Source organism: Paraburkholderia kirstenboschensis, assembly GCF_904848585.1.
Classification (GTDB): Bacteria; Pseudomonadota; Gammaproteobacteria; order Burkholderiales; family Burkholderiaceae; genus Paraburkholderia; species Paraburkholderia kirstenboschensis.
The window spans coordinates 90,758-116,891 of record NZ_CAJHCR010000006.1 but is presented as its reverse complement, the minus strand read 5'-3'; the positions used below and the strand labels follow the sequence as shown (position 1 = coordinate 116,891).

General features: G+C 62.0%; 25 protein-coding genes, 1 other RNA gene and 1 riboswitch. Of the genes, 11 read left to right on the top strand and 15 right to left on the bottom strand.

Annotated elements, in window-relative coordinates:
- Window positions 1-5: 5 nt before the first annotated feature.
- The 7 genes from JMY24_RS18265 to lptF form a co-directional block, all read right to left on the bottom strand.
- The gene (locus JMY24_RS18265) at window positions 6-968 is read right to left on the bottom strand and encodes a hypothetical protein (RefSeq protein ID WP_164853413.1); all 963 of its coding nucleotides are present in this window, start codon (window positions 966-968) and stop codon (window positions 6-8) included.
- An 11-nt stretch (window positions 969-979) separates the two neighbouring features.
- Complete coding sequence (locus tag JMY24_RS18260; RefSeq protein ID WP_164853414.1) at window positions 980-1,498, bottom strand: hypothetical protein; 519 nt, start codon at window positions 1,496-1,498, stop codon at window positions 980-982.
- A gap of 6 nt (window positions 1,499-1,504) precedes the next feature.
- Window positions 1,505-2,416, bottom strand: a complete 912-nt coding sequence (locus tag JMY24_RS18255) for a hypothetical protein (RefSeq protein WP_201702635.1) — start codon at window positions 2,414-2,416, stop codon at window positions 1,505-1,507.
- A 32-nt stretch (window positions 2,417-2,448) separates the two neighbouring features.
- Entirely contained in the window at window positions 2,449-5,091 is a 2,643-nt protein-coding gene (locus tag JMY24_RS18250) for a type VI secretion system Vgr family protein (protein WP_236597442.1), read from the bottom strand.
- A 518-nt stretch (window positions 5,092-5,609) separates the two neighbouring features.
- Window positions 5,610-5,990: a sirohydrochlorin chelatase gene (locus tag JMY24_RS18245; protein ID WP_128594470.1), complete on the bottom strand. Its 381-nt coding sequence runs from the start codon at window positions 5,988-5,990 to the stop codon at window positions 5,610-5,612.
- A gap of 11 nt (window positions 5,991-6,001) precedes the next feature.
- A complete protein-coding gene (lptG, locus tag JMY24_RS18240; RefSeq protein WP_027775703.1) occupies window positions 6,002-7,150 on the bottom strand; it encodes an LPS export ABC transporter permease LptG in 1,149 nt (382 codons plus the stop codon).
- Window positions 7,151-7,153: 3 nt separating this feature from the next.
- A complete protein-coding gene (lptF, locus tag JMY24_RS18235) occupies window positions 7,154-8,251 on the bottom strand; it encodes an LPS export ABC transporter permease LptF (protein ID WP_128586255.1) in 1,098 nt (365 codons plus the stop codon).
- 137 nt (window positions 8,252-8,388) lie between these two features.
- On the opposite strand from lptF, the gene JMY24_RS18230 reads away from it, so the two are divergent.
- The 3 genes from JMY24_RS18230 to JMY24_RS18220 all read left to right on the top strand — a co-directional run bounded on the left by JMY24_RS18230 (window position 8,389) and on the right by JMY24_RS18220 (window position 11,236).
- A complete protein-coding gene (locus tag JMY24_RS18230) occupies window positions 8,389-9,900 on the top strand; it encodes a leucyl aminopeptidase (RefSeq protein WP_128594471.1) in 1,512 nt (503 codons plus the stop codon).
- A gap of 61 nt (window positions 9,901-9,961) precedes the next feature.
- The gene (locus JMY24_RS18225; protein ID WP_020065155.1) at window positions 9,962-10,378 is read left to right on the top strand and encodes a DNA polymerase III subunit chi; all 417 of its coding nucleotides are present in this window, start codon (window positions 9,962-9,964) and stop codon (window positions 10,376-10,378) included.
- A 90-nt stretch (window positions 10,379-10,468) separates the two neighbouring features.
- Window positions 10,469-11,236, top strand: a complete 768-nt coding sequence (locus JMY24_RS18220; protein WP_128594472.1) for a DUF2486 family protein — start codon at window positions 10,469-10,471, stop codon at window positions 11,234-11,236.
- A gap of 93 nt (window positions 11,237-11,329) precedes the next feature.
- On the opposite strand, the gene JMY24_RS18215 is transcribed toward JMY24_RS18220, so the two are convergent.
- Both JMY24_RS18215 and ilvD read right to left on the bottom strand, forming a co-directional pair.
- Window positions 11,330-11,671 carry a c-type cytochrome gene (locus JMY24_RS18215; protein ID WP_128594473.1) on the bottom strand — a complete coding sequence of 114 codons (342 nt, stop codon included), beginning with the start codon at window positions 11,669-11,671 and terminating at the stop codon, window positions 11,330-11,332.
- 168 nt (window positions 11,672-11,839) lie between these two features.
- Window positions 11,840-13,513, bottom strand: a complete 1,674-nt coding sequence (gene ilvD, locus JMY24_RS18210) for a dihydroxy-acid dehydratase (RefSeq protein WP_128594474.1) — start codon at window positions 13,511-13,513, stop codon at window positions 11,840-11,842.
- A 131-nt stretch (window positions 13,514-13,644) separates the two neighbouring features.
- Between ilvD and JMY24_RS18205 the strand changes: the two genes are divergently transcribed.
- Both JMY24_RS18205 and lgt read left to right on the top strand, forming a co-directional pair.
- The gene (locus JMY24_RS18205; RefSeq protein WP_201702633.1) at window positions 13,645-14,649 is read left to right on the top strand and encodes a LysR family transcriptional regulator; all 1,005 of its coding nucleotides are present in this window, start codon (window positions 13,645-13,647) and stop codon (window positions 14,647-14,649) included.
- 109 nt (window positions 14,650-14,758) lie between these two features.
- The gene (lgt, locus tag JMY24_RS18200; protein WP_128588567.1) at window positions 14,759-15,658 is read left to right on the top strand and encodes a prolipoprotein diacylglyceryl transferase; all 900 of its coding nucleotides are present in this window, start codon (window positions 14,759-14,761) and stop codon (window positions 15,656-15,658) included.
- 93 nt (window positions 15,659-15,751) lie between these two features.
- Here the strand turns inward: lgt and JMY24_RS18195 are convergent, their stop codons facing one another.
- The 5 genes from JMY24_RS18195 to JMY24_RS18175 all read right to left on the bottom strand — a co-directional run bounded on the left by JMY24_RS18195 (window position 15,752) and on the right by JMY24_RS18175 (window position 18,227).
- Complete coding sequence (locus JMY24_RS18195; RefSeq protein WP_128594476.1) at window positions 15,752-16,480, bottom strand: SIMPL domain-containing protein; 729 nt, start codon at window positions 16,478-16,480, stop codon at window positions 15,752-15,754.
- Between the two features lie 203 nt (window positions 16,481-16,683).
- Window positions 16,684-17,142, bottom strand: a complete 459-nt coding sequence (locus tag JMY24_RS18190; RefSeq protein WP_128588571.1) for an EVE domain-containing protein — start codon at window positions 17,140-17,142, stop codon at window positions 16,684-16,686.
- 83 nt (window positions 17,143-17,225) lie between these two features.
- Window positions 17,226-17,407, bottom strand: a non-coding RNA gene (ssrS, locus tag JMY24_RS18185) — 6S RNA.
- 152 nt (window positions 17,408-17,559) lie between these two features.
- Window positions 17,560-17,874, bottom strand: coding sequence for a cell division protein ZapA (locus tag JMY24_RS18180; RefSeq protein ID WP_020065163.1), 315 nt, complete (start codon window positions 17,872-17,874; stop codon window positions 17,560-17,562).
- Window positions 17,871-18,227 carry an ATPase gene (locus JMY24_RS18175; RefSeq protein WP_027775693.1) on the bottom strand — a complete coding sequence of 119 codons (357 nt, stop codon included), beginning with the start codon at window positions 18,225-18,227 and terminating at the stop codon, window positions 17,871-17,873. Before JMY24_RS18175 ends, JMY24_RS18180 begins: the two co-directional genes overlap by 4 nt.
- 217 nt (window positions 18,228-18,444) lie before the next feature.
- A riboswitch (cobalamin riboswitch) is annotated at window positions 18,445-18,712 on the top strand.
- A gap of 95 nt (window positions 18,713-18,807) precedes the next feature.
- Here JMY24_RS18175 and JMY24_RS18170 point away from each other — a divergent pair.
- From JMY24_RS18170 to cobC, 6 genes are read left to right on the top strand one after another with little or no spacing between them, the layout of a single operon-like run.
- Window positions 18,808-20,751 carry a TonB-dependent receptor domain-containing protein gene (locus JMY24_RS18170; protein ID WP_128594477.1) on the top strand — a complete coding sequence of 648 codons (1,944 nt, stop codon included), beginning with the start codon at window positions 18,808-18,810 and terminating at the stop codon, window positions 20,749-20,751.
- 27 nt (window positions 20,752-20,778) lie between these two features.
- Window positions 20,779-21,837 (top strand): FecCD family ABC transporter permease, encoded by a 1,059-nt coding sequence (locus tag JMY24_RS18165; RefSeq protein WP_201702631.1) that lies wholly within the window; start codon window positions 20,779-20,781, stop codon window positions 21,835-21,837.
- The gene (locus tag JMY24_RS18160) at window positions 21,834-22,673 is read left to right on the top strand and encodes an ABC transporter ATP-binding protein (RefSeq protein ID WP_128594478.1); all 840 of its coding nucleotides are present in this window, start codon (window positions 21,834-21,836) and stop codon (window positions 22,671-22,673) included. Before JMY24_RS18165 ends, JMY24_RS18160 begins: the two co-directional genes overlap by 4 nt.
- Before the next feature lie 37 nt (window positions 22,674-22,710).
- Window positions 22,711-23,772, top strand: coding sequence for a nicotinate-nucleotide--dimethylbenzimidazole phosphoribosyltransferase (gene cobT, locus JMY24_RS18155; protein ID WP_128594479.1), 1,062 nt, complete (start codon window positions 22,711-22,713; stop codon window positions 23,770-23,772).
- A 46-nt stretch (window positions 23,773-23,818) separates the two neighbouring features.
- Complete coding sequence (locus tag JMY24_RS18150; RefSeq protein WP_128594480.1) at window positions 23,819-24,604, top strand: adenosylcobinamide-GDP ribazoletransferase; 786 nt, start codon at window positions 23,819-23,821, stop codon at window positions 24,602-24,604.
- Entirely contained in the window at window positions 24,589-25,179 is a 591-nt protein-coding gene (gene cobC, locus JMY24_RS18145; protein ID WP_128594481.1) for an alpha-ribazole phosphatase, read from the top strand. Before JMY24_RS18150 ends, cobC begins: the two co-directional genes overlap by 16 nt.
- A 26-nt stretch (window positions 25,180-25,205) precedes the next feature.
- On the opposite strand, the gene JMY24_RS18140 is transcribed toward cobC, so the two are convergent.
- The gene (locus tag JMY24_RS18140) at window positions 25,206-26,126 is read right to left on the bottom strand and encodes a cobalamin-binding protein (protein ID WP_164853415.1); all 921 of its coding nucleotides are present in this window, start codon (window positions 26,124-26,126) and stop codon (window positions 25,206-25,208) included.
- Window positions 26,127-26,134 lie beyond the last annotated feature (8 nt).

The window sequence follows — 26,134 nt, the reverse complement described above, 5'->3', positions numbered from 1 at the left end:
CTCATTCAAAACGGTTTGACCTTCGCGCCAGGCGCAGGCGGTTTGCCCGAAGCGCCCCAGATGCTTTCGTCTTTGTGAAGTACCCGAAACAGCATGCCGGGCGCGCAGTCGGCCATGCACATCGCATGCCCCTGGGTGACCCGGCCATTATCATTAATCGGAAAATCCGAGTAGATAAATGGCTTGACGGGGGAGGAGCCGTCGATCTCGACATTTGAGGCGGGCATTAACCAGTCTTGCCCAACGGTATTCTGGCTCGTGATATTGATCCATGGGCGACTCGTTGTGTTGACCGTTGAGGGCAAGGCGTAAGCCGGACCGCCAGCATGCACACATAAAGTTTCATATTTATATACACGGGGTTTTTTTTCTGTTGCCAAATAGCATCTATCCGTAAATTTAAAAAAGCGGTACCCGGTCTTTTTCCCACTCTTTATACTTAATTCCTGGCTCTGACTGTTAATAAGAATGTAATTAGAGATCTTGTTGACGGGATTATAGGGAAAGTATGGCCGATCAACATCCTCGTCGAGTACGCCATTTGCCGGTGTTATTTCAAATCTTACACGAAATGGAGGGTGGCCGTTCCATGGAGTCATTTCATCGAGAGAAATTAGATCCTTCTTGTAAATGTTTTCTTTGGATTTTTTCGTTCTATATATTATTGCACTGTCGGGTGAACTTCTGAACTTGGTGCAAAGCGATGGAGGAGCATATTTATACCCTTGTGGAAAGTTATCCGCTTGATTCTCCTCAGCCAATTTGTCCCCCAGGCGATATCCCTCCTCCATATCTCCAACTTGATGCCGCAGAAATAAGTCACACCGCGGATGCAGCAGAGCGTCGTAGTATATTTTTACGTTGCCATAGTGCAAGGTTTCATGCGCCGACCCACAGTCGACAACGCCGATCAAACCGCACGTGATAAGCGAAAGAAATGAAATAATTCTCATGTTCTGAATGTTCATCTCAATGAAATTTATTTTTTAACCGTGACGTGCATATGCGAATCATGCGGCAAAACCCAGTGAACCCAAGGCGTATATACCATCCCCGTCTCGACCTCACTATTTCCCGTCAATTCGGTATAAAGAGCGGCCAGTTTTCGGCCTCCGGAATTTTGGGGAAATGGATGATTTCTATCTTGGGATCCATGATTGTGAATCGTAAAATGAATGTTCTCATCGGCATCATCGAAATGCGTGACGTCCAGGGCCACGCCCATTCGATGCAGTCGGGAACCGAGCATCGGGCGCCATGAACTGGAGAAATCCACCGAACTGATATGAAGGCGCCATGCGGCTTTCAGGACGGCGGCAAATGCGCGCGGCGAGGTCCGGCGCAGCGCCTGCTGGACGGTCGTGCGACTACTGGTGTTCACCGCATTGGCAACGGCCCGCGCGGTGAACGTCACGGTGATGCCCAGTGCATCCACCCTGACGCTGAACGGGGCCATCGAGCGGGAATCCGCCCCCGCGCCATAGATGGGCTGAAGCACCTCTCTTCAGTCAACCGGCAGTGACTGGGTGTTGCCCGCTGCTTGCGGCGGCGTTTGTGGATGCGGCTGCGGTACCGGCAGCGGGGGATGAGCTACGCCGGTGATGGGTCCGGCGTAGGTCTGCTGGTTCAGTTGCACCGCCTGCATTCCTGGCGCGGCTGCCGGGGGCACGGGCGCAATGGCGTTTCCAGCAGTGTCCTGCGGGGCCACCGGATGTTGTCCGGGCAGAAGGGCGCGTGACAGCGTTTCCGGTGGGCAAAGCCGGGTAATTTCATCATCGGTGAATTCATGACTGATGCTCAGCCACACGTCACCATTCAGGTAGCCATGATATTCGTCCGCTGTTCCTGGTTTGACCGCCAGGGTGTTTTCGGCGGGCGGTGTGCCCAACTGATTCCGCTCTGCAAACCGGCCCTGCAAGTCAGACCTGACTTCATACACATGCACCTTGCTATGGGCGGCATCGGGCACCGTCCAGGCAAAAAGCTGAAAGTTCCGGTGCGACAGGTAGGCATCGTTGGCCATGTGCAGCGCGATGCGGGTGACATGATCGGGAATGTTGATAGGGGGCAGTGAATGCCTGAAGCGCTGTCCGTCTTGCAGGGTGTTCATTGATACGTTGGCCGGAAACGTCGCGGTCCTGCCCTCTGCACTGTTGTACGGATAGATCACCGCATGCGTATCGGCATCGACGAGCACATACGGCATACCCGTCAGATACGGCGCGGAGTCGGTGACACCTCTATGTGTCACGTCGGTGTCATACGCACCGTGGTAGATCTGATTGTCGTCCAGATCATCTCGGGGTGCGCAATAAAAAGTAAAGCTCACCTTCCGCGTCATACATTGCGCAACCTGGGTCGGCATGTTCGGTCCGCACATCATGGTGCCGATCGGGGCTTGATTCGGGCCAGTCATTTATTGACCTTTTTTTCGAAGTAAGGGAATGCTCAGCAATCGTGCGGATCGTCCTCAGGCGCAGCCTCATCCGGCTGCGGCGCCTCGTGCGGATGCGCCCTGAGACTCTGCTCACTGGCCGTCCAGACGCGCTGCGTCAGGCCGTTTTCGTCAGTGATGCCGTACCAGGTCGGCCCGTTTTCCGCATCGAGCCGGTACGGGTAGTTGCGGAGAACGGCGCCGCTGCGGTCCTGAAGTACAAACTGCGCACTGAAACTTTTCTCGCCGGGCAGATCCGGCAACGGCATGCGCATCGACGCCGGTCCCGGCACATCCCAGCTCGCCCCTTTCTCCAGAATCGCTCCCGGCGAGCCGTTGATAATTCCGCTGCCGTTGATCTGGATATACGAGCCGCCCGCGCCGATCCAGACTTCCTTCGACGCGGTGATCACGACCCGCCCATCCGTGCTGGTGACCGTGATGTCCTTCAAGGCCGCAAGCGCCATCACATCGCTCTGCGCCTGGATATCGACCCTGCCTTTCGCGGCGATCAGTTTCAGCCCGAGCTGGTACGCAAACATCGAGATAGCGCCGCGCACCGACGCGAACAGTGAGCGCCCGGACGACACGCTCACGTCGCGGCCTGCCGTCACCGCATGATCCTGTCCACTCACGATGTGCGTGCCCTGTGTGGCGCTCATGCCGATCCCCGCCGCGCTCGCAAGGACAAGATCGGGCCGCGTCATTTCGGGGAACGGATTCTCACGTGGACGAACCTCGCCGCCCCGGATCGCGTCGTTCTGCGCCTTGATGGCTTTCGCGGCGTCATGCTGGCTCGCCTCGGGTGACTGCGCGTTGTGCCGCTGCGCGAGCTGCGCCATGTCCTCATGCTGTTCACGCGCCTGCGTCAGCCGCTGTACCGTTTCGCCCATGTCCTTCTCGGGCGACTGCGCACCGCTGCGCGTCTCGGTAGTCACCAGCATGCCGTGGTTCGCACGTAGCACGCCCCATGAATCAGTGGCGAGTTCCCAGCCGATGCCGCGCGCCTGCTTGCGTCCCTCGCCGGGCACGATGCGCGTGTTGTAGCCCACCACCAGCCGCGAATTCGCCTGGTCGCTCGTGACCTGCGCCTGTAACCGGTCCGGTGTGTCGTCCGCAACAAACTGGTTGGACCCTCCCCCTTCCAGATTGCGACTGAGCATGCCTGACAGGGCGTGGCTGTCCTGCAACGGCCACGGCGGCATGTTGTTCGCGTTGTAGGCCTGCCCGATGACGAACGGCCGGTCCGGGTCACCGTTGATGAAGTCCACGATCACTTCCGTGCCCACACGCGGCACGCCGATGCTCCCGTGACCATTACCCGCCCACGACGACATGACCCGCACCCAGCACGACGAATTCTCGTCCCGGTTCGGTGACCTGTCCCAGCGGAACTTGAGCGTCACCCGCCCATACGGCTCGGTGGACACGACGTTTCTATCGAAGCCTGTCACCACCGCAGTCTGCGGGCCGGTCGTGCGCGGCTTCGGGACCGTGCGCGCCGGGCGGAACACATTGGTCGCCGGTTGCACGGTAAAGTCAGTGTCGAACCGGTAGACGCCCGGGCCGGAGGCGTCCATCGTCTCCTCCGCATCGAGCTTCGCGCGGATCACCATGTATTCCTGGTTCGCCTTGCGGTACGGATGGTTCTCCAGATGGAAGGTCGTCCCGCACACCACATTGCGCAGCGCGCCACGGCCTTCGGCCCGCTCGCCGCGCGCGAACAGTTCCTCGATGCGGATCTGCGCGAACTTCTCGCCCTCGGCCGTGCTGGTGTAGTCGCCCGGCCACTCGTAACGCGTCAGATCGTTGTGAATCGTCTTCTGCGGCTGGACCTTGCGCACCCCGAGACTGGCTTCGGGCTGCTTGAAGTCATAGTCGTCCGTCGTCCACACGCCTGACTGCAACGTCTGGGCGATATCGAACCCGTCGATATACTCCGCGTCGATCTTATGCCCCGGCGGGTAGTACGCCAGCGTGTGATACGCCTCGCTCTCCACCGGCCTGTGCGCGCCTACATGGTCCACGAACACCATCCGGTGATAGCCCTTCGAGTGCTCGAAAAACCAGTAGATGCCGTTCTCAGCCATCAGACGCTGCACGAAGTCGAAATCCGTCTCACCGTACTGGACCTGGTAGTCCAGTGGCGGATAAATCCGGCTGGTGCGCCAGGCGCAGGAAAACGGATAGATCCGCACCACTTCGCGAATGATGTCGATGACATTCCTGCGCTGGAATATCCGGTAGTCCGAACGCTGCCCGGCCAGCCACAGACCGGGTTGCAGCGTGAGCCGGTAGTGGCTTTGCCGGTCCAGCTGTTCGACAAAGCGCGCGCTGGTCACGATGCCGCTGATCTCGCGCATGCCGCTGCCGATGTTCGACATCCACGAAGGACCGGAAAACCGGCTCATTCCTTCAAGCTGGATAGCCACGGTCAGCGGCCTGCCGATCATGGCGCGCAGGTCGAGGTTCGCCGCGTCGTCGCTGAACATGTCGAGGTCATGCGGCGTCACCATGTCCAGCGTGTAGGTGTAGATTTCCGACAGGGTTTCCTCGCCACGGATTGATCGGAGCACCAGTGCGGGCTCGCCCGAGGGCGACTCCGGCAGCGCCGCGCCGCTAACGGTGATCGTGCGTCTGGTCGAAAACTTCAGCATGGGTCTCCTTCATCCAGAATGAATTGATGCGGTTGCCGGCCATCAGGCCGCGCTGGACATCGACACGCGCCGCGCGAGATCGTGTTCTGCTTCCCGTCCTGTGTCGTCGTTTTTGAGTGCCTCTGAACTCGATCGGGCAGGATAACGAAGCATTGCATCTAGCAAGATGCTGTTCGCGCACACCAGCAAGCTCGTCGTTCAGATTAGGGGATGAGAAGTGCAAGCGAAATCGGATTTCCGCTCGCAGCAAAGGGGAAAGTGCTCAACGATGTATTGGGAAAATCTGAATCAACGTGAGCTATGCGCGACGCATGCGAGTTCCCAAGGACGCATGCCACGAATGCGTGAACATTGCGGGCGAAATTGCGCTCACGCGCAACGCCACAAGGTCAGCACCAACAGAACAAGAGAGACCTACGACGCGCTGACCGCACAACGAACGTGCGGCTCAGGCAGAGAAAAAGAGGGAACTGCCGGACGCACGGAAACCACCCGTTCCGCAGTCAAAGGCAAAAAACTCAAACCTGCCGCAGACAATAAATCGCGACAGCATCAAGCACAGCATCATCCTCGCCGACAGCAATCGCGCATCGGATTTCAACAGAAGGCTGCGCGTCCCGACAGCGCTGAATCAATTCCGGCAAATCCTTCCTGATATGCCCGCCTTGCCCGAAGAACACGGGCACAACGGTGACCACATCACAGCCGTCGGCGACAAGCTCGCCCACTGCCGTGAGCAAATCCGGCTCCATCAACTCAAGAAAAGCTAACCGGACGAACCCGTCATCGCCACCAGAAGCTCGCGCCGCGCGCAATTTCTCCGCCAGCCTCTCGAACGGCTCGCGCCAGCGCGCATCTCTCGCGCCATGCCCGAACAACACCAATCCATGCGTAGCCATGACAAAGGCTCCTAATGCCGGTCAACCCACTTCAGCCCGACGAGACCCAGCACGAGATACACGAGCCCCGGAGTCGCCGCCGTCAGCGGCGCGGGCCAGGTGTTGAGCGTGCCGATATGCGAGAACAGCGTGTTGAACAACTGGAAGCTCATGCCGAGCATGATCCCGCCGAACACCTTCATGCCGACCACGCCGGCCCGCGTATGCAGATACGCGAAGGGCAGCGACAGCACCAGCATAACGAACACGGCAAACGGATACAGCACCTTGCGCCACAGCGCGATCTCGTAACGCTGCGTGTCCTGATGATTCTCGGTCAGATGCTGGATGTAGCGGAACAGATTGAACATCGACATGCGATCCGGCGACACGAGCAGCACCGACAGAATCTGCGGCGTAAGCTCCGAGCGCAACGAATATTCAGGCAGTGCAACCTGCTTTGCACGATACACGGGATTGAGCGCGTCGGCCGGCGTGCCCGGAGGCGGCGGCACGTCGATCAATTGTGTATCGGTCACGCCGGTCAATTGCCAATGCCCCGGCGGCTGATAAACACCGGTCTTCGCAATGCGCACATTCGAGAGCCGGAACTTCGAATCGAACTCGTAAATCCGTACGTTACTGATTGTCGCGTCCGGCTTCAGTTCGCCGACATTCACGAAGCGCGTGACCTGCTCGCCGTCCGCGCGCGCCGTGAGCGTATCTTTCACCCACACGCCCGACTGGAAGTTGCTCGATACCGACGACCCCAGAGCCTCCAGCCGCACACGTTCCGACAACTGATCGGTGTACGGACCGACCACTTCGCCGATCAGATACGTGAGAAACACGAGCGGAATGCCGATCTTCAGCAAAGAGCGCAATGCCTGATTGGTGGCAAGCCCGGACACGCGGAAAATCGTGTACTCGGAGTTCGCCGCCATTTGCGCGAACACGTAAATCGCGCTGATCAGCGCGGCAACTGGAATGATTTCGTAGAAGCGCGACGGCGTTTGCAGCGCGACGCGCAGTACCGCGTACTGAAATTTATAGTTGCCGTGGCCGACCGAGTTCAGTTCGTTGATCAGGTCGAAGAAGAAGAACAAGCCCGAAAACGCGAACAGAATGAAGATGAACGTGAGATAGATCTGACGCGCGAAGTACCTTTCATAGATGCGCATCGGTCACGCTCCCTGCGAACGGGTGAACATGGCCCGCGTGAACAGCGGCCGGTTGCGCACGCGCAGCCAGAAGATGAACGCGACAATCGCTGCCACGATCACATGCAGACTCACGAGTCCAACCCCGAACGAAATCTTGCCTTGCTCGATCCACGACTGCACCACGTTCAACAGATTCGAATACGTCAGATAGATCAGCACGGCCATGACGAGATTGATCGTGCGGCTGCGCCGCGGGTTCTGATGCGCGAGCGGAATGGCGAGCAGCATCAGATTGATCGCGATGAGCGGCAGGCCGGCGCGCCAGGCGAACTCCGCGAGATTGTCCCTGGTCGGATTGCGCAACAGCGTGAGCGTGGGCGTGCCGGTGGTGCTCGTCGTATTGACGACCGGCTGGCTCTCGATTTTGACGCCGTAACGCTCGAACTCCATGATGCGGAAATCCGGGTGTCCCGGTTCGCCCTCATAGCGGCGGCCGTTTTCCAGAACGACGAAGCGGTCGCCGTTCTTATGCGTTTCGGTGTGGCCGTTCTTGGACACGACCACGTTGACCTTGCCGTTTTCCGTGCTCGTCACGAACACGTTCTCCACATGGCCCTGGTCGGGCGACATCTTCTCGATGAAGAACACGCGGTGAGTGCTCGCCGATTCGCGGAACTGACCGGGCGCGAGCAGCGAAACTTCGTCGCGCTGCTGAAAACGCGCGCGGATCAGTTTGCTTTGCTGATTGGACCACGGCCAGCCGACGAACACGAAGAACATGATGAGAATGATGATCGGCGTGGCGAAGATGCCAATCGGCTTGATGAATTGCGTGAGACTGACGCCCGAAGACAGCCACACGACCATCTCGGAGTCTTTGTACCAGCGCGTCAGCACGAACAGGATCGACACGAACAGCGTGGCGACGAGCATGATGGCCAGATAACCGATCACGGTCAGCCCGATCAGGACCAGCACGTCGCGCGGGTCGATTTCGCCCTGCGCCGCGAAGCCGACGATGCGGATCATCATCGTGGTCAGCACGAGCGTGAGGAGAACCATGAACACGGCACCAGCCGTGTACGCGAGTTCGCGCTGGAGGGAGCGTTCGAAGATCATTATTGATGACGAGAGGGGGCGCTCTCAGCGACGCGCGGGTTGCTTCCCGTCACGCCTCCGGTGCAGCCGCCGCGGGAAAAATAGCGGATAATTGCGGCTTTCATCCTAAGCCCAGATTTTATCCGAGGACAAGCGCGATGGACTTTAGCATAAAAGCCTGTGATTGGACCAAAGGCTCGTCAAACGGTTTCCTCACCGGGAAATCCGATTGCATCGTAATCGGCGTGTTCGAGTCGCAAACGCTCTCGGGCGCGGCACTTGAAATCGACGCGCTCACCAAGGGCCTCCTGACCCGCATCATCAAGGCGGGCGACATGGACGGCAAAGCGGGCACCACGCTGTTCCTGCATGAAGTCTCGGGTATCGGCGCGTCGCGCGTGCTGCTCGTGGGTCTCGGCAAACAGGACGCTTTCAGTCAGAAAGCCTATGGCGAAGCCGTGCGAGCGGCCTGGCGCGCGCTGCTCGCCACGAAGATCGTGCAGGTCACCTTCACGCTGGCCCAACTGCCTATCCTCGAGCGTTCGGCCGACTGGGGCGTGCGCGCCGCGATCCTCGCGCTGCGCGAACTGACCTATAAGTTCACGCAAATGAAGAGCAAGCCGGACAATTCGGCGCGCGCACTCAAGCGCATCGTATTCAGCGTGAATACCGGCGACGAGAAAGCCGCCAAGCTCGCGGCGAAGCAGGGCGCGGCTCTTGCCAACGGCATGGACCTCACACGCGACCTCGGCAATTTGCCGAGCAACGTCTGCACGCCGACCTATCTCGCGAACACCGCGAAGAAGCTCGCCAAAGACTGGAAGCTGAAGGTCGAAGTGCTCGGCGAAAAACAGTGCGAAGCGTTGAAGATGGGCTCGTTCCTGTCGGTCACGGCCGGCTCGGTCGAACCCGCGCAGTTCATCGTGCTGCAGTATCAGGGCGGCGCCGCGAAGGCCGCGCCGGTGGTGCTGGTCGGCAAGGGCGTGACGTTCGACACGGGCGGCATTTCGCTGAAGCCTGGCGAAGGCATGGACGAGATGAAGTACGACATGTGCGGCGCCGGTTCGGTGCTGGGCACGCTGCGCGCCGTCGCCGAGCTGGGCCTGAACATCAACGTGGTCGGCATCATTCCCGCGGTCGAGAACATGCCCTCGGCCACTGCCACCAAGCCGGGCGACATCGTCACCAGCATGAAGGGTTTGACGATCGAAGTGCTGAACACCGACGCCGAAGGGCGCCTGATTCTGTGTGACGCGCTCACTTATGCGGAGCGCTTCAAGCCGGCCGCGGTGATCGACATCGCCACGCTCACGGGTGCTTGCATCATCGCGCTCGGCCATCACAACAGCGGCCTCTTCTCCAAAGACGACGCGCTTGCGGGTGAGTTGCTCGACGCATCGCGTGAGGCATCCGACCCGGCCTGGCGCCTGCCGCTCGACGATGAGTATCAGGAACAGCTGAAGTCGAATTTCGCCGATCTTGCCAACATCGGCGGCCGTCCGGCGGGCAGCGTCACGGCGGCGTGCTTTCTGTCGCGCTTCACCGACGCGTATCCGTGGGCGCACCTCGACATCGCCGGTACCGCATGGAAGAGCGGCGCGGCGAAGGGGGCGACGGGTCGTCCGGTGCCGCTCCTCGCGCAGTTCCTGATCGACCGCGCCGCGCAATGACGCATCGCAGTAACGTTGCACGTGTGCGAGCGATTGCACGCGGCGCCAAGCGGAGTCGCCGATGACGAGAATCGACTTTCACTCGAACGTCGGCGACTCGCTGCTGTATGCATGCCGCCTGGTGCGCAAGGCGTATCAGGCGGGACAGCCCACCATCGTGGTGGCCGAGCCCGAGCGCCTGCGCGCTTTCGACGAACAGCTGTGGACCTTTTCCGCGCTCGACTTCGTGCCGCACTGCATGGCCGGCACGCCGCTCGCCGCGCAAACGCCGATCGTGCTGGCCACGAACCTCGACGACGTCCCTCATCATCAGGTGCTGCTCAATCTGGGTGCGAGCGTGCCCGCGCAATTCGCGCGCTTCGAAAGATTGCTGGAAGTGGTCGGTAACGCACACGACGAGCTTGCTGCGGGCCGCGAACGCTACCGCTTCTATCGCGATCGCGGCTATGCTTTGAACAACTACAAGCAGGGCGGTTAGGTTTTCGCCCCGCGTCGCGTTGTGCCCTGTCGAGGCGATTCGGCGCATACGCGGCCTGCTTTCGCTACGACTCAAACACGGAGGGCGCAGGTGTCCGATCCCAACGATAACTCGATCCCGGTTCTGAACGAGGTGCTGGTTCCGGGCCATGTGCCCCAACGGCGCGAGCCGCAGGCTGGCGCCGCCGCGCCGGCTGCTGCTCCGGCCGAAACGCCGCTGCGTGAAGCAGAGGCGCTTCTCCAGCCGGACGTCACAACGGAGCCCGAACTTGCGCCGCAGCCGGTTCTCAGCCCGGAAGAAACGCTTGCGCCGGAGCCGGTGCTTGCGCCGCAGCCTGTGGGGACTGGGGCTACCGCGGCGGCTACAGGTGAAGCGCGTTCGACGGCCGGGCATGCGCATTCCGCGGATCATGGGCGTCCGGCTGATCAAGCGCATCCCGCCCATCATGCTCATGCCATGAAGAAACCGCGGCCGCATCTTGCAGCCAAAGCCGACCACGCGCATGACGACGCGCTGGCGGCGTCCGCAGCCATGTTTGATCGGACCGAACCGCCGCCGCCGTTTGAAGCAGCCGCCACGGTGCCGCCGGACATCGCTCAGGAAGTGGACACACACGGACAATCCGGTGTCGATGCCGAACGCATCGCCGAGCATCTGCGCGAGCGGTTCGCGGGATTTCTCGCCGGCGACGGGCGCGGTGCTATCGAAGCACGCTGCCGTAGCGCCGTGGAGGAGCATGCGACACGGCTCGTCGATCAGATCGCGCGCGAAGTCGTCTCGACTCTTGAAAACCAGATGACCGGCTGGGTACGCGAAGCGGTTGAAGCGGAGATTGCCCGGCGATCGGGCGGCGCGTGAGAGTCGACGCACCGGTGCTCCGAGCGTGGCGCGACCCATCGAGCCGCGCTAACGCCCGGGCTAATCAATCACCCGGATTTCCATCAGCCGGAATTATTTGAGCGTGAGCACCCAGCCCGCCAGGGCAGCCGCCTGCTCGGGCGTGAGCTGCGTATTCGCGGGCATTGGCACCGGGCCCCATACGCCGGTGCTGCCATCCAGGATCTTGTGCTTCAGGTAGACAGCGGCGTCTTCGCGGCCGGCATATTTCGCGGCGACATCGTGCAGCGCCGGCCCCATGAACGGACGCGCGACCGAGTGGCAGCTCATGCAGTTCTGCTGTTGCGCAAGCGCGAGTCCCACGGCCACTTCGGCATGCGCAGCCGGGCTGATGCCGATCGACATGGCCGCCAACACAGCAGCCGCTGCAAGCACCGTACACGACATTGATTTCATTCTGGTCTCCGCCGGTGCAGTTGTCCGGCTTGTGGTCCGAACATTATAAAAGGAAAGGGGCGCACGGTATTTCGTGCGCCCCTTTCGCTTTTACGTAGGGCTTTAGCGGGACTCCAGGCCGCCGGTCACAGCGCGTGCGGCTTTAGTCCGCTGCTTTAGCCGGTTGTTTTAGCCCGTAATGGCGCCCTTATTGGCCGGCAGCGCAAGAGCCGAGTATTTCGCCAGCACGCCACGCGTATAACGCGGTTGCGGCTGCTGCCATGCGGCGCGGCGGCGCTGAAGTTCAGCGTCGTCGACATTCAACTGCAAGAGCAGCTTGTGCGCGTCGATCGTGATCGAGTCGCCTTCCTGCACGAGGCCGATCGTGCCGCCCACGAACGCTTCGGGTGCGACGTGACCGACCACCATGCCCCACGTGCCGCCTGAAAAGCGTCCGTCGGTGATGAGGCCGACGGTCTCGCCGAGACCCTTGCCGATGATCGCCGAAGTCGGCGCGAGCATTTCCGGCATGCCCGGGCCGCCCTTGGGGCCGAGGTAGCGCAACACGACGACGTCGCCGGCGACTATCCTGTCGGCGAGAATCGCTTCGAGCGCGCTTTGCTCGTCGTCGAATACGCGAGCCGGACCGGTGATCACCGGGTTCTTCAGGCCCGTGATCTTCGCGACCGCTCCGTCTTCGGCCAGGTTGCCCTTCAGGATCGCGAGGTGGCCTTCCTTGTACAACGCCTGATCGATCGGGAAGATCACCTGCTGATCGGCGCGCGGCTTGGCCGGCACGTCCTTCAGTTCTTCAGCGAGTGTCTTGCCGGTGATGGTGATGCAGTCGCCATGCAAGAGACCCGCGTCGAGCAGGATCTTCATGACTTGCGGTATGCCGCCGGCTTTGTGCAGGTCGGTCGCGACGTACTGGCCCGACGGCTTCAGGTTGCAGATCACCGGCACTTTCTTGCGCATGCGCTCGAAGTCCTCGATGGTCCACTCCACTTCCGCCGCGTGCGCGATTGCCAGAAAGTGCAGCACGGCATTGGTCGAGCCGCCGGTCGCCATGATCACCGCCACGGCGTTTTCAATCGACCTCTTCGTGATGATGTCGCGCGGCTTGAGATCTTTCTTGACCGCTTCAACGAGCACACGCGCCGATTCAGCGGCCGAGTCGACCTTTTCCTGGTCGGGGTTTGCCATCGTCGATGAATACAGCAGCGACATGCCGAGCGCCTCGAACGAGGAGCTCATTGTGTTGGCGGTGTACATGCCGCCGCACGAACCCGTTGACGGGCACGCATTGCGTTCGACGCCCTCGAAATCTTCCTGCGACATCCGGCCCGCCGTGAATTCGCCGACAGCTTCGAACGACGAGACGATGGTCAAATCCGTGCCCTTCCAGTTGCCCGGACGGATCGTGCCGCCATACACGTAAATGCCCGGCACATTCATGCGCGCGAGGCCGATCATGCCGCCCGGCATGTTCTTGTCGCAGCCGCCGATCACGACCACGCCGTCCATCCATTGGCCCTGCACGCATGTCTCGATACAGTCCGCGATGACTTCGCGTGACACGAGCGAGTACTTCATGCCCTCGGTGCCCATGGACATGCCGTCAGAAATAGTCGGCGTGCCGAAGATCTGCGGATTGGCGTCCGCGCCCTTGACGGCGGCGACGGCGGCATCGGCAAGGCGCTGGAGACCGGCGTTGCACGGCGTGATGGTCGAATGGCCGTTGGCGATGCCGATCATCGGCTTGTCGAAATCTTCTTTCTGGTAGCCGAGTGCGTAGTACATCGAGCGGTTCGGCGAACGGGCCACGCCTTGCGTGATGTTCTTCGAACGACGGTTGTAGGGCATGGGGATCTCCGGTCTGTTTGTTTTGCTGGTCGGTCCAGTGTAGTTCGGACCCGTCGAGCAAGAATGCAATTTTGCGATGTGCGTGTCCAATATATTATTGAGCGCCGAATAGGTCGTAAAATGTATTAATCATGCTCCCTGCCGTTCCCGACCTGCGTCAATTGCGCTATTTCGTGACCGTCGCCGAAGAAAAGCACTTCGGCCGCGCGGCCGCGCGCCTTTCGATGACCCAACCGCCTCTGTCACAGGCAATCCGTGCTCTGGAGGAGACGCTCGGGGTCGAACTGTTCGCGCGTACCAAGCGGTCCGTCGAATTGACGCCTGTGGGCGCGGATCTGCTGCCGGAAGTGCAGCGCCTGCTGGCGGGCGCGGAGGGCTTGCGGCCGCTTGCACAAAGCCTTGCGCGCGGCGAGGCGGGCGTGCTGTCGCTCGCGTTCGTTTCGACGGCGGACTACGGCTTGTTGCCGCTTTTGCTGCGCGACTTCGGCGCGCGTCATCCGCGCGTGCGGCTCGAGCTGACCGAGGCAACCAGCGACGTGCAGGTGGACGAACTGGTCGCCGGGCGCATCGACGCGGGCCTTGTCATTGCCCCTGTGCCGACGCGCCATGCCGCGCAGCTGTCGTGGCTGCCGATCGCACGCGAGCCGCTCGTGATCGCAATGTCGACCGAGACGGCGGCGCGCCTGGCGGGCAGTTCCGGCGGTGACGGCGGTGGCGGCGGCGCTGCCGGCGACCCGCATGCCGAATGGCTCGACACGCCGGTCAGCTTGCGTGAGCTTGCCGATGCGCCGCTCGTCATCTTCCCAAGACGTCTGGCGCCAGGCTTTTATGACATCATTATGGATTGCTACGGCGTGGCGGGGCTTCAACCGCGGGTCGGGCAGGAGGCGATCCAGATGCAGACCATCGTGAGCCTCGTGTCGGCCGGCATGGGTGTCGCACTCGTGCCGCAATCGTTGCGTAACCTGCGCCGAACCGGCGTCGTGTACCGGCCGTTGTCCGAGTCGGTGCCCGCTATCGAAACAGGGCTCGTGTGGCGAACCGCGGAGGTGAGTCCGGTGCTGGCGGGCTTCATCGAAATCGTGCGGACGCATGCGGCGCGTGCCGATGCGCAGGCCTCCGCGCCTCACATTTAACGCGACGGCGGCGAACGCATTGCATGCGCAGCCGTCCAACGCAGGCGGCGCAAGCCGCGCATTATCAATACAAACTAGCTTCTGAACCCGAACTGCCCATAACAACACGATGCTCATTCACCCGAATTTCGACCCCGTTGCCATTCATCTGGGGCCGCTCGCCGTGCGCTGGTATGGACTGATGTACCTCGTCGCGTTCATCGCGGCGATCGTCGTCGGCCGGCTGCGGCTGCGTTTGCCGTTCGTCGCGGCGCAAGGCTGGACCCCCAAAGATATCGACGACATGCTGTTTTACGGCGTGCTCGGCACGATTCTCGGAGGCCGGCTCGGCTATGTGCTGTTCTATAAAGCGAGCTTCTATTTCGCGCATCCGCTCGACATCTTCAAGGTGTGGGAAGGCGGCATGTCGTTTCACGGCGGCTTCCTCGGCGTGACGCTCGCAATGGTGCTGTTCGCCTATCAGCGCAAACGCTCGTGGCTGCAAGTCACCGACTTCGTCGCGCCGATGGTGCCGACGGGACTCGCGGCAGGGCGTCTCGGCAACTTCATCAACGGCGAGTTGTGGGGGCGCGTGACGGATCCCTCGGCGCCGTGGGCGATGCTCTTCCCAGGCGCCGCGCCCGACGACGCCGCGTGGCTCGCCGCCCATCCGCAACTGGCCGCGCAATGGAAGCTGAACGAAGTGTTCGCGCAATATCACATGCTGCCGCGTCACCCGTCAGAGCTGTACGAGATCGCGCTCGAGGGCGTCGCGCTCTTCTTCGTGATGTTCTTCTTCTCGCGCAAGCCGAAGCCGCTCGGCGCTATTTCGGCGGTGTTCCTGATCGGTTATGGGCTCGCGCGCTTCATTGTGGAATTCGCACGGGAGCCCGACGACTTTCTCGGTCTGCTCGCCATGGGACTCTCCATGGGCCAATGGCTCTCATTGCCGATGATTCTCGTGGGCATCGCCATGCTCGTGTGGTCGTATCGTCGCAGCCGCGGCGAGCCGGCGCACGCGCTGCCATAACACGGTACGTTGTGTTCGCCGGATAAAAAAACGCAACGGCATGCCGTGGCGTTTGTTCGTGTGCCGCCGCACGGGCAGCGCGTTGACCGCGCGTTACTTCATCTGCACTGAGCCCGATACATTCACCGTTACCGTCGACGTGCCGCCTTCAATTGGCACGGGTGCCGACATCTTGGCGTCGGCGCCCATGGCGCGCGCGCTCATCATCATGACGGGCCGCGGCATTGCGCCGTTATGTCCGACGTTGACCTCGCGAATCGAATAGCCGCTGTAGCCGAACGCCTGCGCGGACGAAGCAGCCTGCTCACGGAACGACTTGATCGCATCGCCGGTAAGCTTTTGTTCAGCGGCTCGCTGCGCCGCAGGCGACAGCGAGAACTGCACGTTGCCGACCTGCATGATGGGCGCCATTTGCCCCGCGAGCTTCGACGCCGCGGCGAAGTCGTGCGACTCGAGCACGACCTCCGTGCGGCCGCGCCATGCGGAGATGCGGCCATCGCGATCGGTGGACGGATAAATCGAGAACGAACCGGTGCGTGCGGTCACGCCGCTCACGCCTTTGGCTTTTTGCAACGCCGAATCGGCGCGCTGGTTCAACGTTGAGGTAAGCGCCGACGGATCGCTCGCTTCCTGCTCGTAAAAGAGCGTGATCTCGACAACGTCTTGAGGCACTTCCGCGCTGGCCTGCGCGTTGAGCGATAACACGCCCGCCGGTTGATAGGGCGCGACGCTCTGCGCGCGTGCGATAGCGGGCGTGAGCACGAGGGCTGCAGGCGCGGCGCAGACAAGCGCGAAAGCGAGTGCACGTGCGGTGTTTTTCATCTGTGTGGAACTCCTTGCTTGAACAGGGTTGCGCACGATCGGACAGGCGCGATGCAACGGCACGGCGCTTCGTGCGCCGTTGGTAGTCCGTTTGCAAGTGCGTTAGGCGCTTGTAACCTGAGCTTGGTTCCCCAATTTAACCGTGCTATGAGCATCGGTTGGCCACATCGCTCGTGATGCTGTTGGAGCGAGCACTGGCGAACTCAAACGAGTTGCTTCGTAATGAAGCGCCACTCGGCTTCGGTGACCGGCGTGATGGACAGACGGTTGCCTCTCGCAAGCACGCGCATGTCTTTCAGCTCTTCGTGCTCGCGCAATGCGGCGAGCGGAATCAACGGAATCTTCTTCTTGAAGACGACATCGACGAGCAGCCAGCGCGGCGTTTCCTGCGACGACTTGGGATCGTAGTAAGGACTCTTCTTGTCGAACTGTGTCGGGTCCGGGTAAGCGGTGGACGCCACCTCAGCAATCCCGGCGATGCCAGGTTCGGGACAACTCGAGTGATAGAACAGCACGCCGTCGCCGACCTGCATCGCGTCGCGCATGAAGTTGCGCGCCTGATAGTTGCGCACACCGGTCCACGGCAACGTACGGTGCGGTGCGTTGGCAAGATGGTCGATGCTTGCTTCGTCCGGTTCGGACTTCATTAGCCAGTAGCGCATGAATCGAAGGGAACGTTAAGGTTGGAAAAGCAGGGAGCACAAACAAAAACGGCACCGGACCGTAGTCCGATGCCGTTCCAAAAAAGGTCCCCGCCTTGGCCGCTAGGCCGGCATCCTGAACCGGGGGTTCAGAATTGGTCGCAGTTAGCAGCACTTCGGGTACATCAGACAGAGTGACGCGCACGCCCGTGCTACAAATTTCCGCAACCGTGCACATGGCATTGGTTCAAGGAATATATGACCTTGGCGAACCAGGCAGGGAAGCTAAACCGATGAAGCTAAAACCATTCAGGTGAAACGTTTGCCGAGTGTTGCTCGTGCACCTTCTCACGCGCTTTGCTCAGCTACTTCGTGAGCCACCTGGTTGAATCCGCAGCCGACCCGAAGACCGGCCACCTTTACTTGCAAACTTGCTGCTTACTGCATGGTGTACTGCTCGATCACAGTACCCAGTTGTTCGTTCATTTGATGCATTGTACGCCGGATTTCTTCAGCGGGAAATGCTTCTCCGTGACGCACGCTCGATTGCAGCTTAAGCAGTTCCGATGCCAGCGACAGCGCGGCCATGACAGCAATACGATCCGTGCCGCGCACGTTGCTGTTATTGCGGATCTTCGACATTTCGGCGTCGACTCGCGCGACTGCTTCAAGCAGCGCGCCTTCCGTTTCCGGCGAGCAGGCGAGACGATAGGGCACGCCGAGAATCGATACTTCGATCTGCTTGGTGGTCATGCATTTTCTCCGTGGCGAGTGGCGTCGCTCTCCGCTTCGACTTCATGCTGAGCGGGCTCGAGCAGATCGAGCTGGTTGTCCGGCTCGTTGTGCCCGCGAGCACGCGGCAATTTTTCGAGGATCGCATTGAGCCGCACTTGAGCGTCGTCGATCTTGGCCGACAGCGCGTCGCGCTCCGCTTGCAGTGCATCGCGTTCCTCGCGCACCATGGCAAGTTCCGTGCGCGTGGCTTCTGCCTCGGCGCGCGACTGCGCGAGCTGCTCTTCGAGCGCGACGCGCGCTTCGTTGTGGCGCTGGCTGATGGCAATCAGCTTGCCGATATTCTGTGAAAGTGTTTCGAGTTCGGTGAGCATGTGCTGCGTCCTCTAAAGACCTCGCATTTTAGCGCGGAATGCCGCACGTTCCGACATTTGTCTCGTTTCGAGACGTAACAACACCGCTTTATGCAGGCTTTTTTCGACTGAAGAAGAAAAAGTACTCGTGTGTCACAGATCGCGTCGGACAATACTCCGCCCCTGTCCGAATCAATCGCTGTGTGACCCGCATTCTTGACTGGCCCCGAGGCCGCTCATAAACTTGCCGCACTCTGGTGCCCGCGCGCGCATTTCATTGCGCGCGCAGTTAAACGGGAAGCAGGGCGCGCCGTTCACCAGAACGCGCGAACCTGCGCTGCCCCCGCAACGGTAAGCGACCGCATTCGCTTTGCACTTCGTGCTTTGCAGTTCGATCCCCATCGCGTGTTCCGGTTCAACATGCGAGTGTGCCACTGCGCGTCACGCGTGGGAAGGCGGGATCGAGCGTCGTCAGCCCGGATACCGGCCAGAGGGAGAGGCGCGCGCCCGCGAAATGTCATGTCAAAAGCGCTCGCGCCTCGTTACGCGACGGCCTGCGGGGAAGCGGGCCGCGCACGCCATCCACGGGAAATCTCATTTCATGCTGTCCCCTATCGCCCGCGCGGCGTTGCTCGCATTTGCAGGGCTGCCGCAGCTCGCGCATGCGCAAGCCGCCGACAGTTCGTCCGCGCCGTCGCATGCAGTCGCACCGATCGCACCAGCCGCTACAAGCGCAATAAACGCTCCCAGCCCCGCATCCACCGCAATCGCCGATTCTTCGCCTGCTGTTTTGTCGCCCGTCGTCGTCACCGCCGAGCGCGGACCTCAAGCGCTCGCCGATACGATCCCGCAAACGTCGCTATTCGATCAGCAGGACATTGCCGACACCACCGCAACGGATCTGCCCGGTCTGCTGCAACTCGCGCCCGGCGCGCAAATCTCGCGCACAGGTGGCCCTGGTTCGACCGCGAGCCTGTACTTGCGCGGCGCATCGTCGACGCAATCGCTGGTTCTCATCGACGGTGTGCGCGTCGATTCCGTGAGTCTCGGCGCCGCGCAAATCGCGCAGATTCCGCTCGATCAGGTCGACCATGTCGAAGTAGTGAACGGCAATGTGTCCGCGTTATATGGCTCGGGGGCGATCGGAGGCGTGGTCCAGGTGTTCACAAAAGACGGCGGCGATCATCCGCCGCGTTTCAATTTCTCCGTGGGCTACGGCAGCTACCACACGCAGACGCAACAGGTCGGCGCGAACGGCGCATTGGATAAGGACGGCCGCACGACCTTCAATATCTCGCTCGCGCGTTCGAAAGACGACGGCTTTTCCGCGCTCAATCCTCAACAGGCGCCGAATGCGAACCCCAATGCGAACGGCTATCTGAACGAGAGCATTTCGGCTTCGCTGCGCCATAAGTTCACCGACAAGTGGGACGCGGGCGTCCGCTATCTCCAGTCGAACGGCAACAACAGCTACGACAATGCATACGGCGAGCCGACCGATCTGAACAATCTGTACACGAAAGTGCGTCAGTTGTCCGCATTCGCGAACGGCAAGCTAACCGACTGGTGGACCACGCACTTCATCGTTGCGCAAGGCGACGACCGCAGCGTGTCGAACACCAACGGTCTGTATAACGGCCGCTTCGACACCGACAATCGCCAGTACACCTGGCAGAACGATTTTGCGCTGGCCGCGCAGCAGAAACTGCAAGTTGGCTACGAGCATCTGGACCAGAGCCTCGAGTCGGATACGTTTGCCGCGCCCACTCGCCATGTCGACTCGGGCTTCGCCGGTTATACGGCGCGCTTCGGGCGCAACCAGATCCAGGCCAACGTGCGGCGCGACCAGTACTCCGATTTCGGCGGAGCGAACAGTTACTATCTCGGCTATGGCTTCGACATCACGTCGCGTTGGAAGCTAAGCGCAAGCTATTCCGATTCGTTTCGCGCGCCGAGCTTCGACGATCTGTACTATCCGGTGAGCGGCAATCCGTCGATCCAACCGGAGCGCAGTCATTCGATCGAAGCAGCGTTGCAGTACGCGTCCAATGCGCTCGGCGTGATGCGTTTGAGTGCGTTCCAGACGCGCTATTCGAATCTGATCGACTATGAGCAGGTGACGCCCGGGATCTATCTGGCCGAAAACGTGGGTCATGCAAAAGTGCAGGGACTCGAAGGATCGTGGAGCGGACATGTAGGCAAGACCGACGTTCGCGCGTCGGTGACGCTGCAAAATCCGGTCGACCTGGACAACGATACCGACCTCGTGCGGCGCGCGCGGCGTTTCGCGTCGCTGACGGTGAATCGCAGTATTGCAGGGTGGCGCGTGGGCGGTGAGTGGATCGTGAGCGGTCCGCGCGAAGACAGCAGCGGCAAGCTCGGCGGCTACGGTGTTGTGAATCTGGCCGCGCGCTACAACGTCACGAAGGCATGGTACGTGGCCGCGCAAATCCAGAATCTGTTCAACAAGGACTATGAAACGGCCTACTCGTATAACTCGCCGCGGCGCGGTGCATATGTCACGGTCGGCTGGCAGCAGCAGTGATGCCGGCGCCATGCTGAGAGCGCGCCGATGAGCCGTCACGCGGGTTCAATGCCCGCCACGCTTCATGCGATGACTGCGAAGCGCGCCGCCGCGATCTGGCTCGTGCTTGCTGCCGCCGCGCTTGCCGTGCTGATGGCGTCGCTCGCATTGGGCAGCGTGGCGCTTGCGCCCGCGAGCGTGATCGAGGCGCTTTCGCCGCTGCATGCGGGCGCGTCCGACGCAAACTCTGCCGATCTCGCCGGCGAGATCGTGCGCACGCTGCGTTTGCCCCGCGCGTTGGCCGGTTTTGCTTGCGGCGCATTGCTCGCATTGGCTGGCGCGCTGCTGCAGGTGTTGTTGCGCAATCCACTCGCTGAGCCCTACGTATTAGGCGTATCGGGCGGCGCCGCAACTTTCGCGCTCATCGCGATGATCGCCGGTTGCGCGTGGTGGCTCGTCGATGCGTCGGCATTTGCGGGCGCATTCGTATCCATTCTTCTCGTGCTCGGCCTTGCGCGTCGAGAGTTGTGGCGCGGCGAACCGCAGGACACGTCGCCGCGCCTGCTGTTGACTGGCGCCGTAATCGCGGCAGGCTGGGGCGCGTTGATTACCTTGCTGCTCAATCTCGCGCCCGACAATCGTTTGCGCGGCATGTTGTTCTGGCTTACCGGCGACCTCAATGGCAATGCGCTGCCATGGACCGCGCTCGTCGCGCTGGCCGTCGTGCTGATTGCAATCGTGCCCGTTGCACCGCGCCTGAATGTGCTGTTGCGAGGCGACGCTGCCGCGCAGGCATTGGGCGTTGCGGTAATGCCGTTGCGGCTTCGCGTGTATCTCGCGGCCTCGCTCGCCGCGGCCGCTGCCGTGACGACGGCGGGCACCATCGGCTTTGTCGGGCTCGTGGTGCCGCACATGTTGCGGCTCGCGTTCGGCAACGACCAACGTATGCTGCTGCCCGCCGCGGCGCTCGGGGGCGGTGTCGCGGTAATGGGCGCCGACCTGATCGCGCGCCTCGTGATCGCGCCGGCGCAACTGCCGGTCGGCGTGATCACGTCGATCATCGGCGTGCCGGTGTTTCTCTGGATGCTGCTGCGCGCTCGCCGATGATGCCCATTAACAACCTCGCGCAGCCCACTCTTAGCGCACAGCGCGTGAGCTTGCATGCGGGCGCGCGCACGTTGCTCGACGCGTTCACGCATACGTTCTATCCGGGCGAGATCTGGTGCGTGGCCGGTCCGAACGGCGCGGGCAAGACGACGCTTTTGTCCACGCTCGCGGGTTTGCGTGAACCGTCGGCGGGGCACGTGGAACTCGACGGCGTGCGTATGGCCGGCTGGCACGCGCGGCAACTTGCGCAGCGCCGCGCGTTGATGCCGCAAAGCGCGCCCGATGCATTCAGCGCGAGCGTGCTCGACATCGTAATGCTGAACCGCTTTCCGCATTTGTCCGGCTGGGGTTGGGAGGGCGAGGACGATCGCGAGGCCGCGCGTGCCGCGCTGGACTTGCTGGGTCTCACCGCACTGGCTGCGCGAGACGTGCTGTCGCTTTCCGGCGGCGAACGTCAGCGCGTGGCGCTCGCGGCCGTGCTGTGTCAGCAAGCGCCGCTTCTACTGCTCGACGAACCTTTATCGCATCTGGACCTGCATCATCAGATCGAGTGCCTGGAAGCGCTCAGCGAATGGGCGCGTGAGCCAGCGCGGACCGTGCTGTTTTCCTGTCACGACCTGAACCTCGCACGCCGGTTCGCGACGCACGCGCTGCTGCTCGACGGTGCGGGCGCAGCCTACGCGGGGCGCGCGCACGAGGTACTGACGCCTGCGTTGACGAGCCGCGTATTCGGCTATCCGTTGATTCTGATTCGCGATGGCGAGCACGAGGCGCTCATTCCCGCGCCGCGTTCACGTCACGAATTCGCTTCGAGCCATGACACGTCGGCAAGCTGACGCTCAGAACGGAACATCCTTCATCTTCATAAAACTCATGACCTCCTCGCCACGCTTGTCCGGATTGCCCCAGGTAGAACCGCTCGATCAGACGTTACGCAGCGAGCTTCAGCACGTCATCGACACGAAGACGAAGCCGCCCGGCAGTCTCGGCCGGCTCGAAACGCTCGCGCGTCAGATGGGCCTGATTCAGCGCACTACGCATCCAACGGTGGAGCGCCCCGCGTTGATCGTGTTCGCCGGCGACCACGGCATTGCGGCCGAAGGCGTCAGCCCCTATCCGCAAGCGGTGACCGCGCAGATGGTTGCGAATTTTCTGGCGGGCGGCGCGGCAGTCAATGCATTGAGCCGCGTTGCGGGCATCGAACTGGAAGTCGTCAATGCGGGCATTGCGACGCCGTTACCGCGCACCGATGGCCTCGTCGACATTCCGGTTGGCGCGGGCACGCGCAACTTCGCGCACGAACCTGCGATGACGCACGAGCAGGCGCTCACCGCGATGCAAGCCGGCGCCGCGCGCGTGCGGCATCACGCTGCGCTCGGCAGCAACGTGATCGGCTTCGGCGAAATGGGCATCGCCAACACATCGGCGGCGGCGTGCCTGATGAGCCGCATGTGCGGCGTCGCGATTGACGAATGCGTGGGCCGCGGCACCGGTCTCGACGACGCCGGGCTCGCTAAAAAGCGCAGCGTGCTTGCAGCGGCGCTCGCGCGACACGACGCATCCACCGCTCCTCTCGATGTGCTCGCAACCTTCGGCGGTTTCGAAATCGCGATGATGGCCGGCGCGTATCTCGCCGCGGCGCAAGCGCGAATGACGATTCTCGTCGACGGCTTCATCGCCAGTTCGGCGCTGTTGATCGCGGACGCGATTGCGCCTGATGTGCGTGAGTACTGCGTGTTCGCGCATGCGTCGAACGAGGCGGGACATCGGCGCATGCTCGACTATTTCGGCGCACAGCCGCTGTTGTCGCTCGACATGCGGCTCGGCGAGGGCACCGGTGCGGCGCTCGCGGTGCCGTTGCTGCGCGCGGCCTGCGCGTTCATCAACGAGATGGCGAGCTTCGAATCGGCCGGTGTCGCGAACCGCGAAGCGTGAGCCGCGCCGTACTTCGCTTTTCAGTCAACGAGCACGCAAGCCAAATATGAAACCGCTGGCGGAATTGCGCTACTTTTTCACGGCGCTTGGTTATTTCACACGCGTACCCGTGCCGCGCTGGGTCGGCTACGAGCCGCACTATCTGAATGCGGCGGCTCGCTATTTTCCGCTCGTCGGCGTGTTGATCGGCGGCATCAGCGCGCTTGTCTATCTCGCGGCACTGCGCGTCTTTCCGGCGGGGGTTGCGGTGTTGTTGTCGATGGCGTCATCGCTATTGATAACGGGCGCATTCCACGAGGACGGCCTCGCCGATTGCGTCGATGCGTTCGGTGGCGCCTATACGCGCGACGATGCATTGCGCATCATGCACGATTCGCGCATCGGCGCTTTTGGCGCTATTGCGCTGGTCGTCGCGCTTGCGCTCAAGTGGCAGACGCTCGCCTCATTGCCGCCGATGCGCGCCGCAAGTCTGATGGTTGCGGCCCATGCGGCAAGCCGTGCCTGCGCGATCAGCTATCTGGCCACGCTCGACTATGTGCGCGCGGAAGGCAAAGCAAAGCCGGTCGCGCAGCGCCTGAGCGGCACAGCGCTGTTATGCGCCCTCGCGTTCGGATTGCCGTGGCTGTTGTGGCCGGACGGACCTCGCGAGTGGCTCGCGGCCGACTGGCGGTTCGCGGGCTCGGCGCTCGCGATGCTGCTCGCGTTGCGGTTCACAATGGGCCGCTACTTCGTGAAGCGCATCGGCGGCTACACCGGCGATTGTCTCGGCTTTGCGCAACAGATCTTTGAACTGGGCATCTATCTCCTAGGGCTCGCATGGATATCGTCATGATTCGCCATCCCGCCGTCGCACTCGACGCGGGCGTTTGCTATGGCCACAGCGACGTGGCGCTCGCCGAGGCGGCCGACGTGTCGTCCGCGGCACTCGCGTTGAGGCTCGCAAGCATGCAGGTGCCAGCGCCGCGCGTCGTGATGTCGAGCCCGCTGACGCGCTGCTCGGCGCTCGCCGTCGAAATGGCGAACGACTTCGGCTGCGTGCTCAGCCACGACGATCGCCTGAAGGAAATGGATTTCGGCGATTGGGAAGAGCGACGCTGGGACGCGATCGATCGCGAACTGCTCGACGACTGGGCGTCCAACTTCGAACACGCACGCGCGCATGGCGGCGAGAGCGTCGCGCAGTTTGTCATGCGGGTGCGCGCATGGTTCGATGCGTACGCGCAGACCCGCGAGCTGTCACCGGCGTATGTGGTCACGCATGCGGGCGTGATGCGCGCGATTGCTTCCTTGGCGCTCGACGTGCCGCTTGAACGTTGCTTACGGTGGTCGCTGGAAACCGCCAACATCGTCTGGCTGCGCCGCGGCGATGAGGGTCAGCAGTGGTCGCTAGTGAAGTGGAACGCGTGAGTCCGAGGCGCTTCACGGAACATGCGTTACTGCGCGCTTTGCTTGGCGCGGGAACGAGCGAGATCGAGGTCCTCGCACATTTGCTTCGCCCCTAGCGCGATGCGCGGCGCGGGCCGGTTGATGAGATCGCCGTCGATTGCGAACAGATTGTTATTGGCGACCGCCGACAGACGCGGCCACGCGCGCCACGCGCCGAGTTGCGGCAAGGTCGTGTCGGGTTTCGTCGCGCCGGGCGCTGCCGTGACGATTGCTTGTGGATTCGCCGCGAGCACGGCTTCGGTCGAAACGGTCGGCACGAACGGCTGCAATCTCGCGAACACGTTGCGTCCGCCGCATAGCTCGATAACGTCGCTAACCATATGCTCGCCGTTGAGCGTCATTAACGGTTGATCCCACACCTGATAAAACACGCTGACGGCTGGCCGGTTAGCGTACTGCGCACGCAGGCGCGCAATGTCGCGACGATATGCGGCGGCGGCTGCATCGGCGGTAGACGAGGTGCCGAGCAATTCGCCGAGCTTCGTCAACGAGACAGCGACGTCGTCGAGATGATGCGGCTCGCTGAAGAACAACGGTATGTGCAATTCGCGCAGACGGTCGAGCTGGCGCTGTGCATTGCCGTGCCGCCACACCACGATTAGATCGGGCTTCAACGCGACGATGCGTTCGAGATCGAGCGACTTGTTGTCGCCCACGCGGGGCAGTTGCTGTGCGTCGGGCGGATAGTCGCTGTACGACACGGCACCAACTATCTTCGAGCTGCCGCCAGCCGCGTACAGCAGTTCGGTGACATGCGGCGCAAGGCTGATTACGCGTTGCGCGGGCGCGGCCAGCGTGAGCACAGCGCCCGTGTCGTCGGTCACGGCGATGCCGGCTTGCGCGCGCAACGCGATGGAGAGCAGCATGACGGCGAGAGCGAGGCGCGGGAGTCGTGCGGATGAATTCATTGGATCGA

Bases quoted from the DNA above. Each gene is read 5' to 3' on its own strand.
- JMY24_RS18255 (WP_201702635.1), bottom strand. From the start codon at position 2,416: ATGACTGGCCCGAATCAAGCCCCGATCGGCACCATGATGTGCGGACCG.
- JMY24_RS18195 (WP_128594476.1), bottom strand. From the start codon at position 16,480: ATGAAAAACACCGCACGTGCACTCGCTTTCGCGCTTGTCTGCGCCGCG.
- JMY24_RS18250 (WP_236597442.1), bottom strand. From the start codon at position 5,091: ATGCTGAAGTTTTCGACCAGACGCACGATCACCGTTAGCGGCGCGGCG.
- JMY24_RS18245 (WP_128594470.1), bottom strand. From the start codon at position 5,990: ATGGCTACGCATGGATTGGTGTTGTTCGGGCATGGCGCGAGAGATGCG.
- JMY24_RS18230 (WP_128594471.1), top strand. From the start codon at position 8,389: ATGGACTTTAGCATAAAAGCCTGTGATTGGACCAAAGGCTCGTCAAAC.
- JMY24_RS18265 (WP_164853413.1), bottom strand. From the start codon at position 968: ATGAACATTCAGAACATGAGAATTATTTCATTTCTTTCGCTTATCACG.
- JMY24_RS18215 (WP_128594473.1), bottom strand. From the start codon at position 11,671: ATGAAATCAATGTCGTGTACGGTGCTTGCAGCGGCTGCTGTGTTGGCG.
- lgt (WP_128588567.1), top strand. From the start codon at position 14,759: ATGCTCATTCACCCGAATTTCGACCCCGTTGCCATTCATCTGGGGCCG.
- JMY24_RS18180 (WP_020065163.1), bottom strand. From the start codon at position 17,874: ATGACCACCAAGCAGATCGAAGTATCGATTCTCGGCGTGCCCTATCGT.
- cobC (WP_128594481.1), top strand. From the start codon at position 24,589: ATGGATATCGTCATGATTCGCCATCCCGCCGTCGCACTCGACGCGGGC.
- JMY24_RS18140 (WP_164853415.1), bottom strand. From the start codon at position 26,126: ATGAATTCATCCGCACGACTCCCGCGCCTCGCTCTCGCCGTCATGCTG.
- JMY24_RS18190 (WP_128588571.1), bottom strand. From the start codon at position 17,142: ATGCGCTACTGGCTAATGAAGTCCGAACCGGACGAAGCAAGCATCGAC.
- cobT (WP_128594479.1), top strand. From the start codon at position 22,711: ATGACCTCCTCGCCACGCTTGTCCGGATTGCCCCAGGTAGAACCGCTC.
- JMY24_RS18205 (WP_201702633.1), top strand. From the start codon at position 13,645: ATGCTCCCTGCCGTTCCCGACCTGCGTCAATTGCGCTATTTCGTGACC.
- ilvD (WP_128594474.1), bottom strand. From the start codon at position 13,513: ATGCCCTACAACCGTCGTTCGAAGAACATCACGCAAGGCGTGGCCCGT.
- lptF (WP_128586255.1), bottom strand. From the start codon at position 8,251: ATGATCTTCGAACGCTCCCTCCAGCGCGAACTCGCGTACACGGCTGGT.
- JMY24_RS18165 (WP_201702631.1), top strand. From the start codon at position 20,779: ATGAGCCGTCACGCGGGTTCAATGCCCGCCACGCTTCATGCGATGACT.
- lptG (WP_027775703.1), bottom strand. From the start codon at position 7,150: ATGCGCATCTATGAAAGGTACTTCGCGCGTCAGATCTATCTCACGTTC.
- JMY24_RS18175 (WP_027775693.1), bottom strand. From the start codon at position 18,227: ATGCTCACCGAACTCGAAACACTTTCACAGAATATCGGCAAGCTGATT.
- JMY24_RS18225 (WP_020065155.1), top strand. From the start codon at position 9,962: ATGACGAGAATCGACTTTCACTCGAACGTCGGCGACTCGCTGCTGTAT.
- JMY24_RS18160 (WP_128594478.1), top strand. From the start codon at position 21,834: ATGATGCCCATTAACAACCTCGCGCAGCCCACTCTTAGCGCACAGCGC.
- JMY24_RS18150 (WP_128594480.1), top strand. From the start codon at position 23,819: ATGAAACCGCTGGCGGAATTGCGCTACTTTTTCACGGCGCTTGGTTAT.
- JMY24_RS18170 (WP_128594477.1), top strand. From the start codon at position 18,808: ATGCTGTCCCCTATCGCCCGCGCGGCGTTGCTCGCATTTGCAGGGCTG.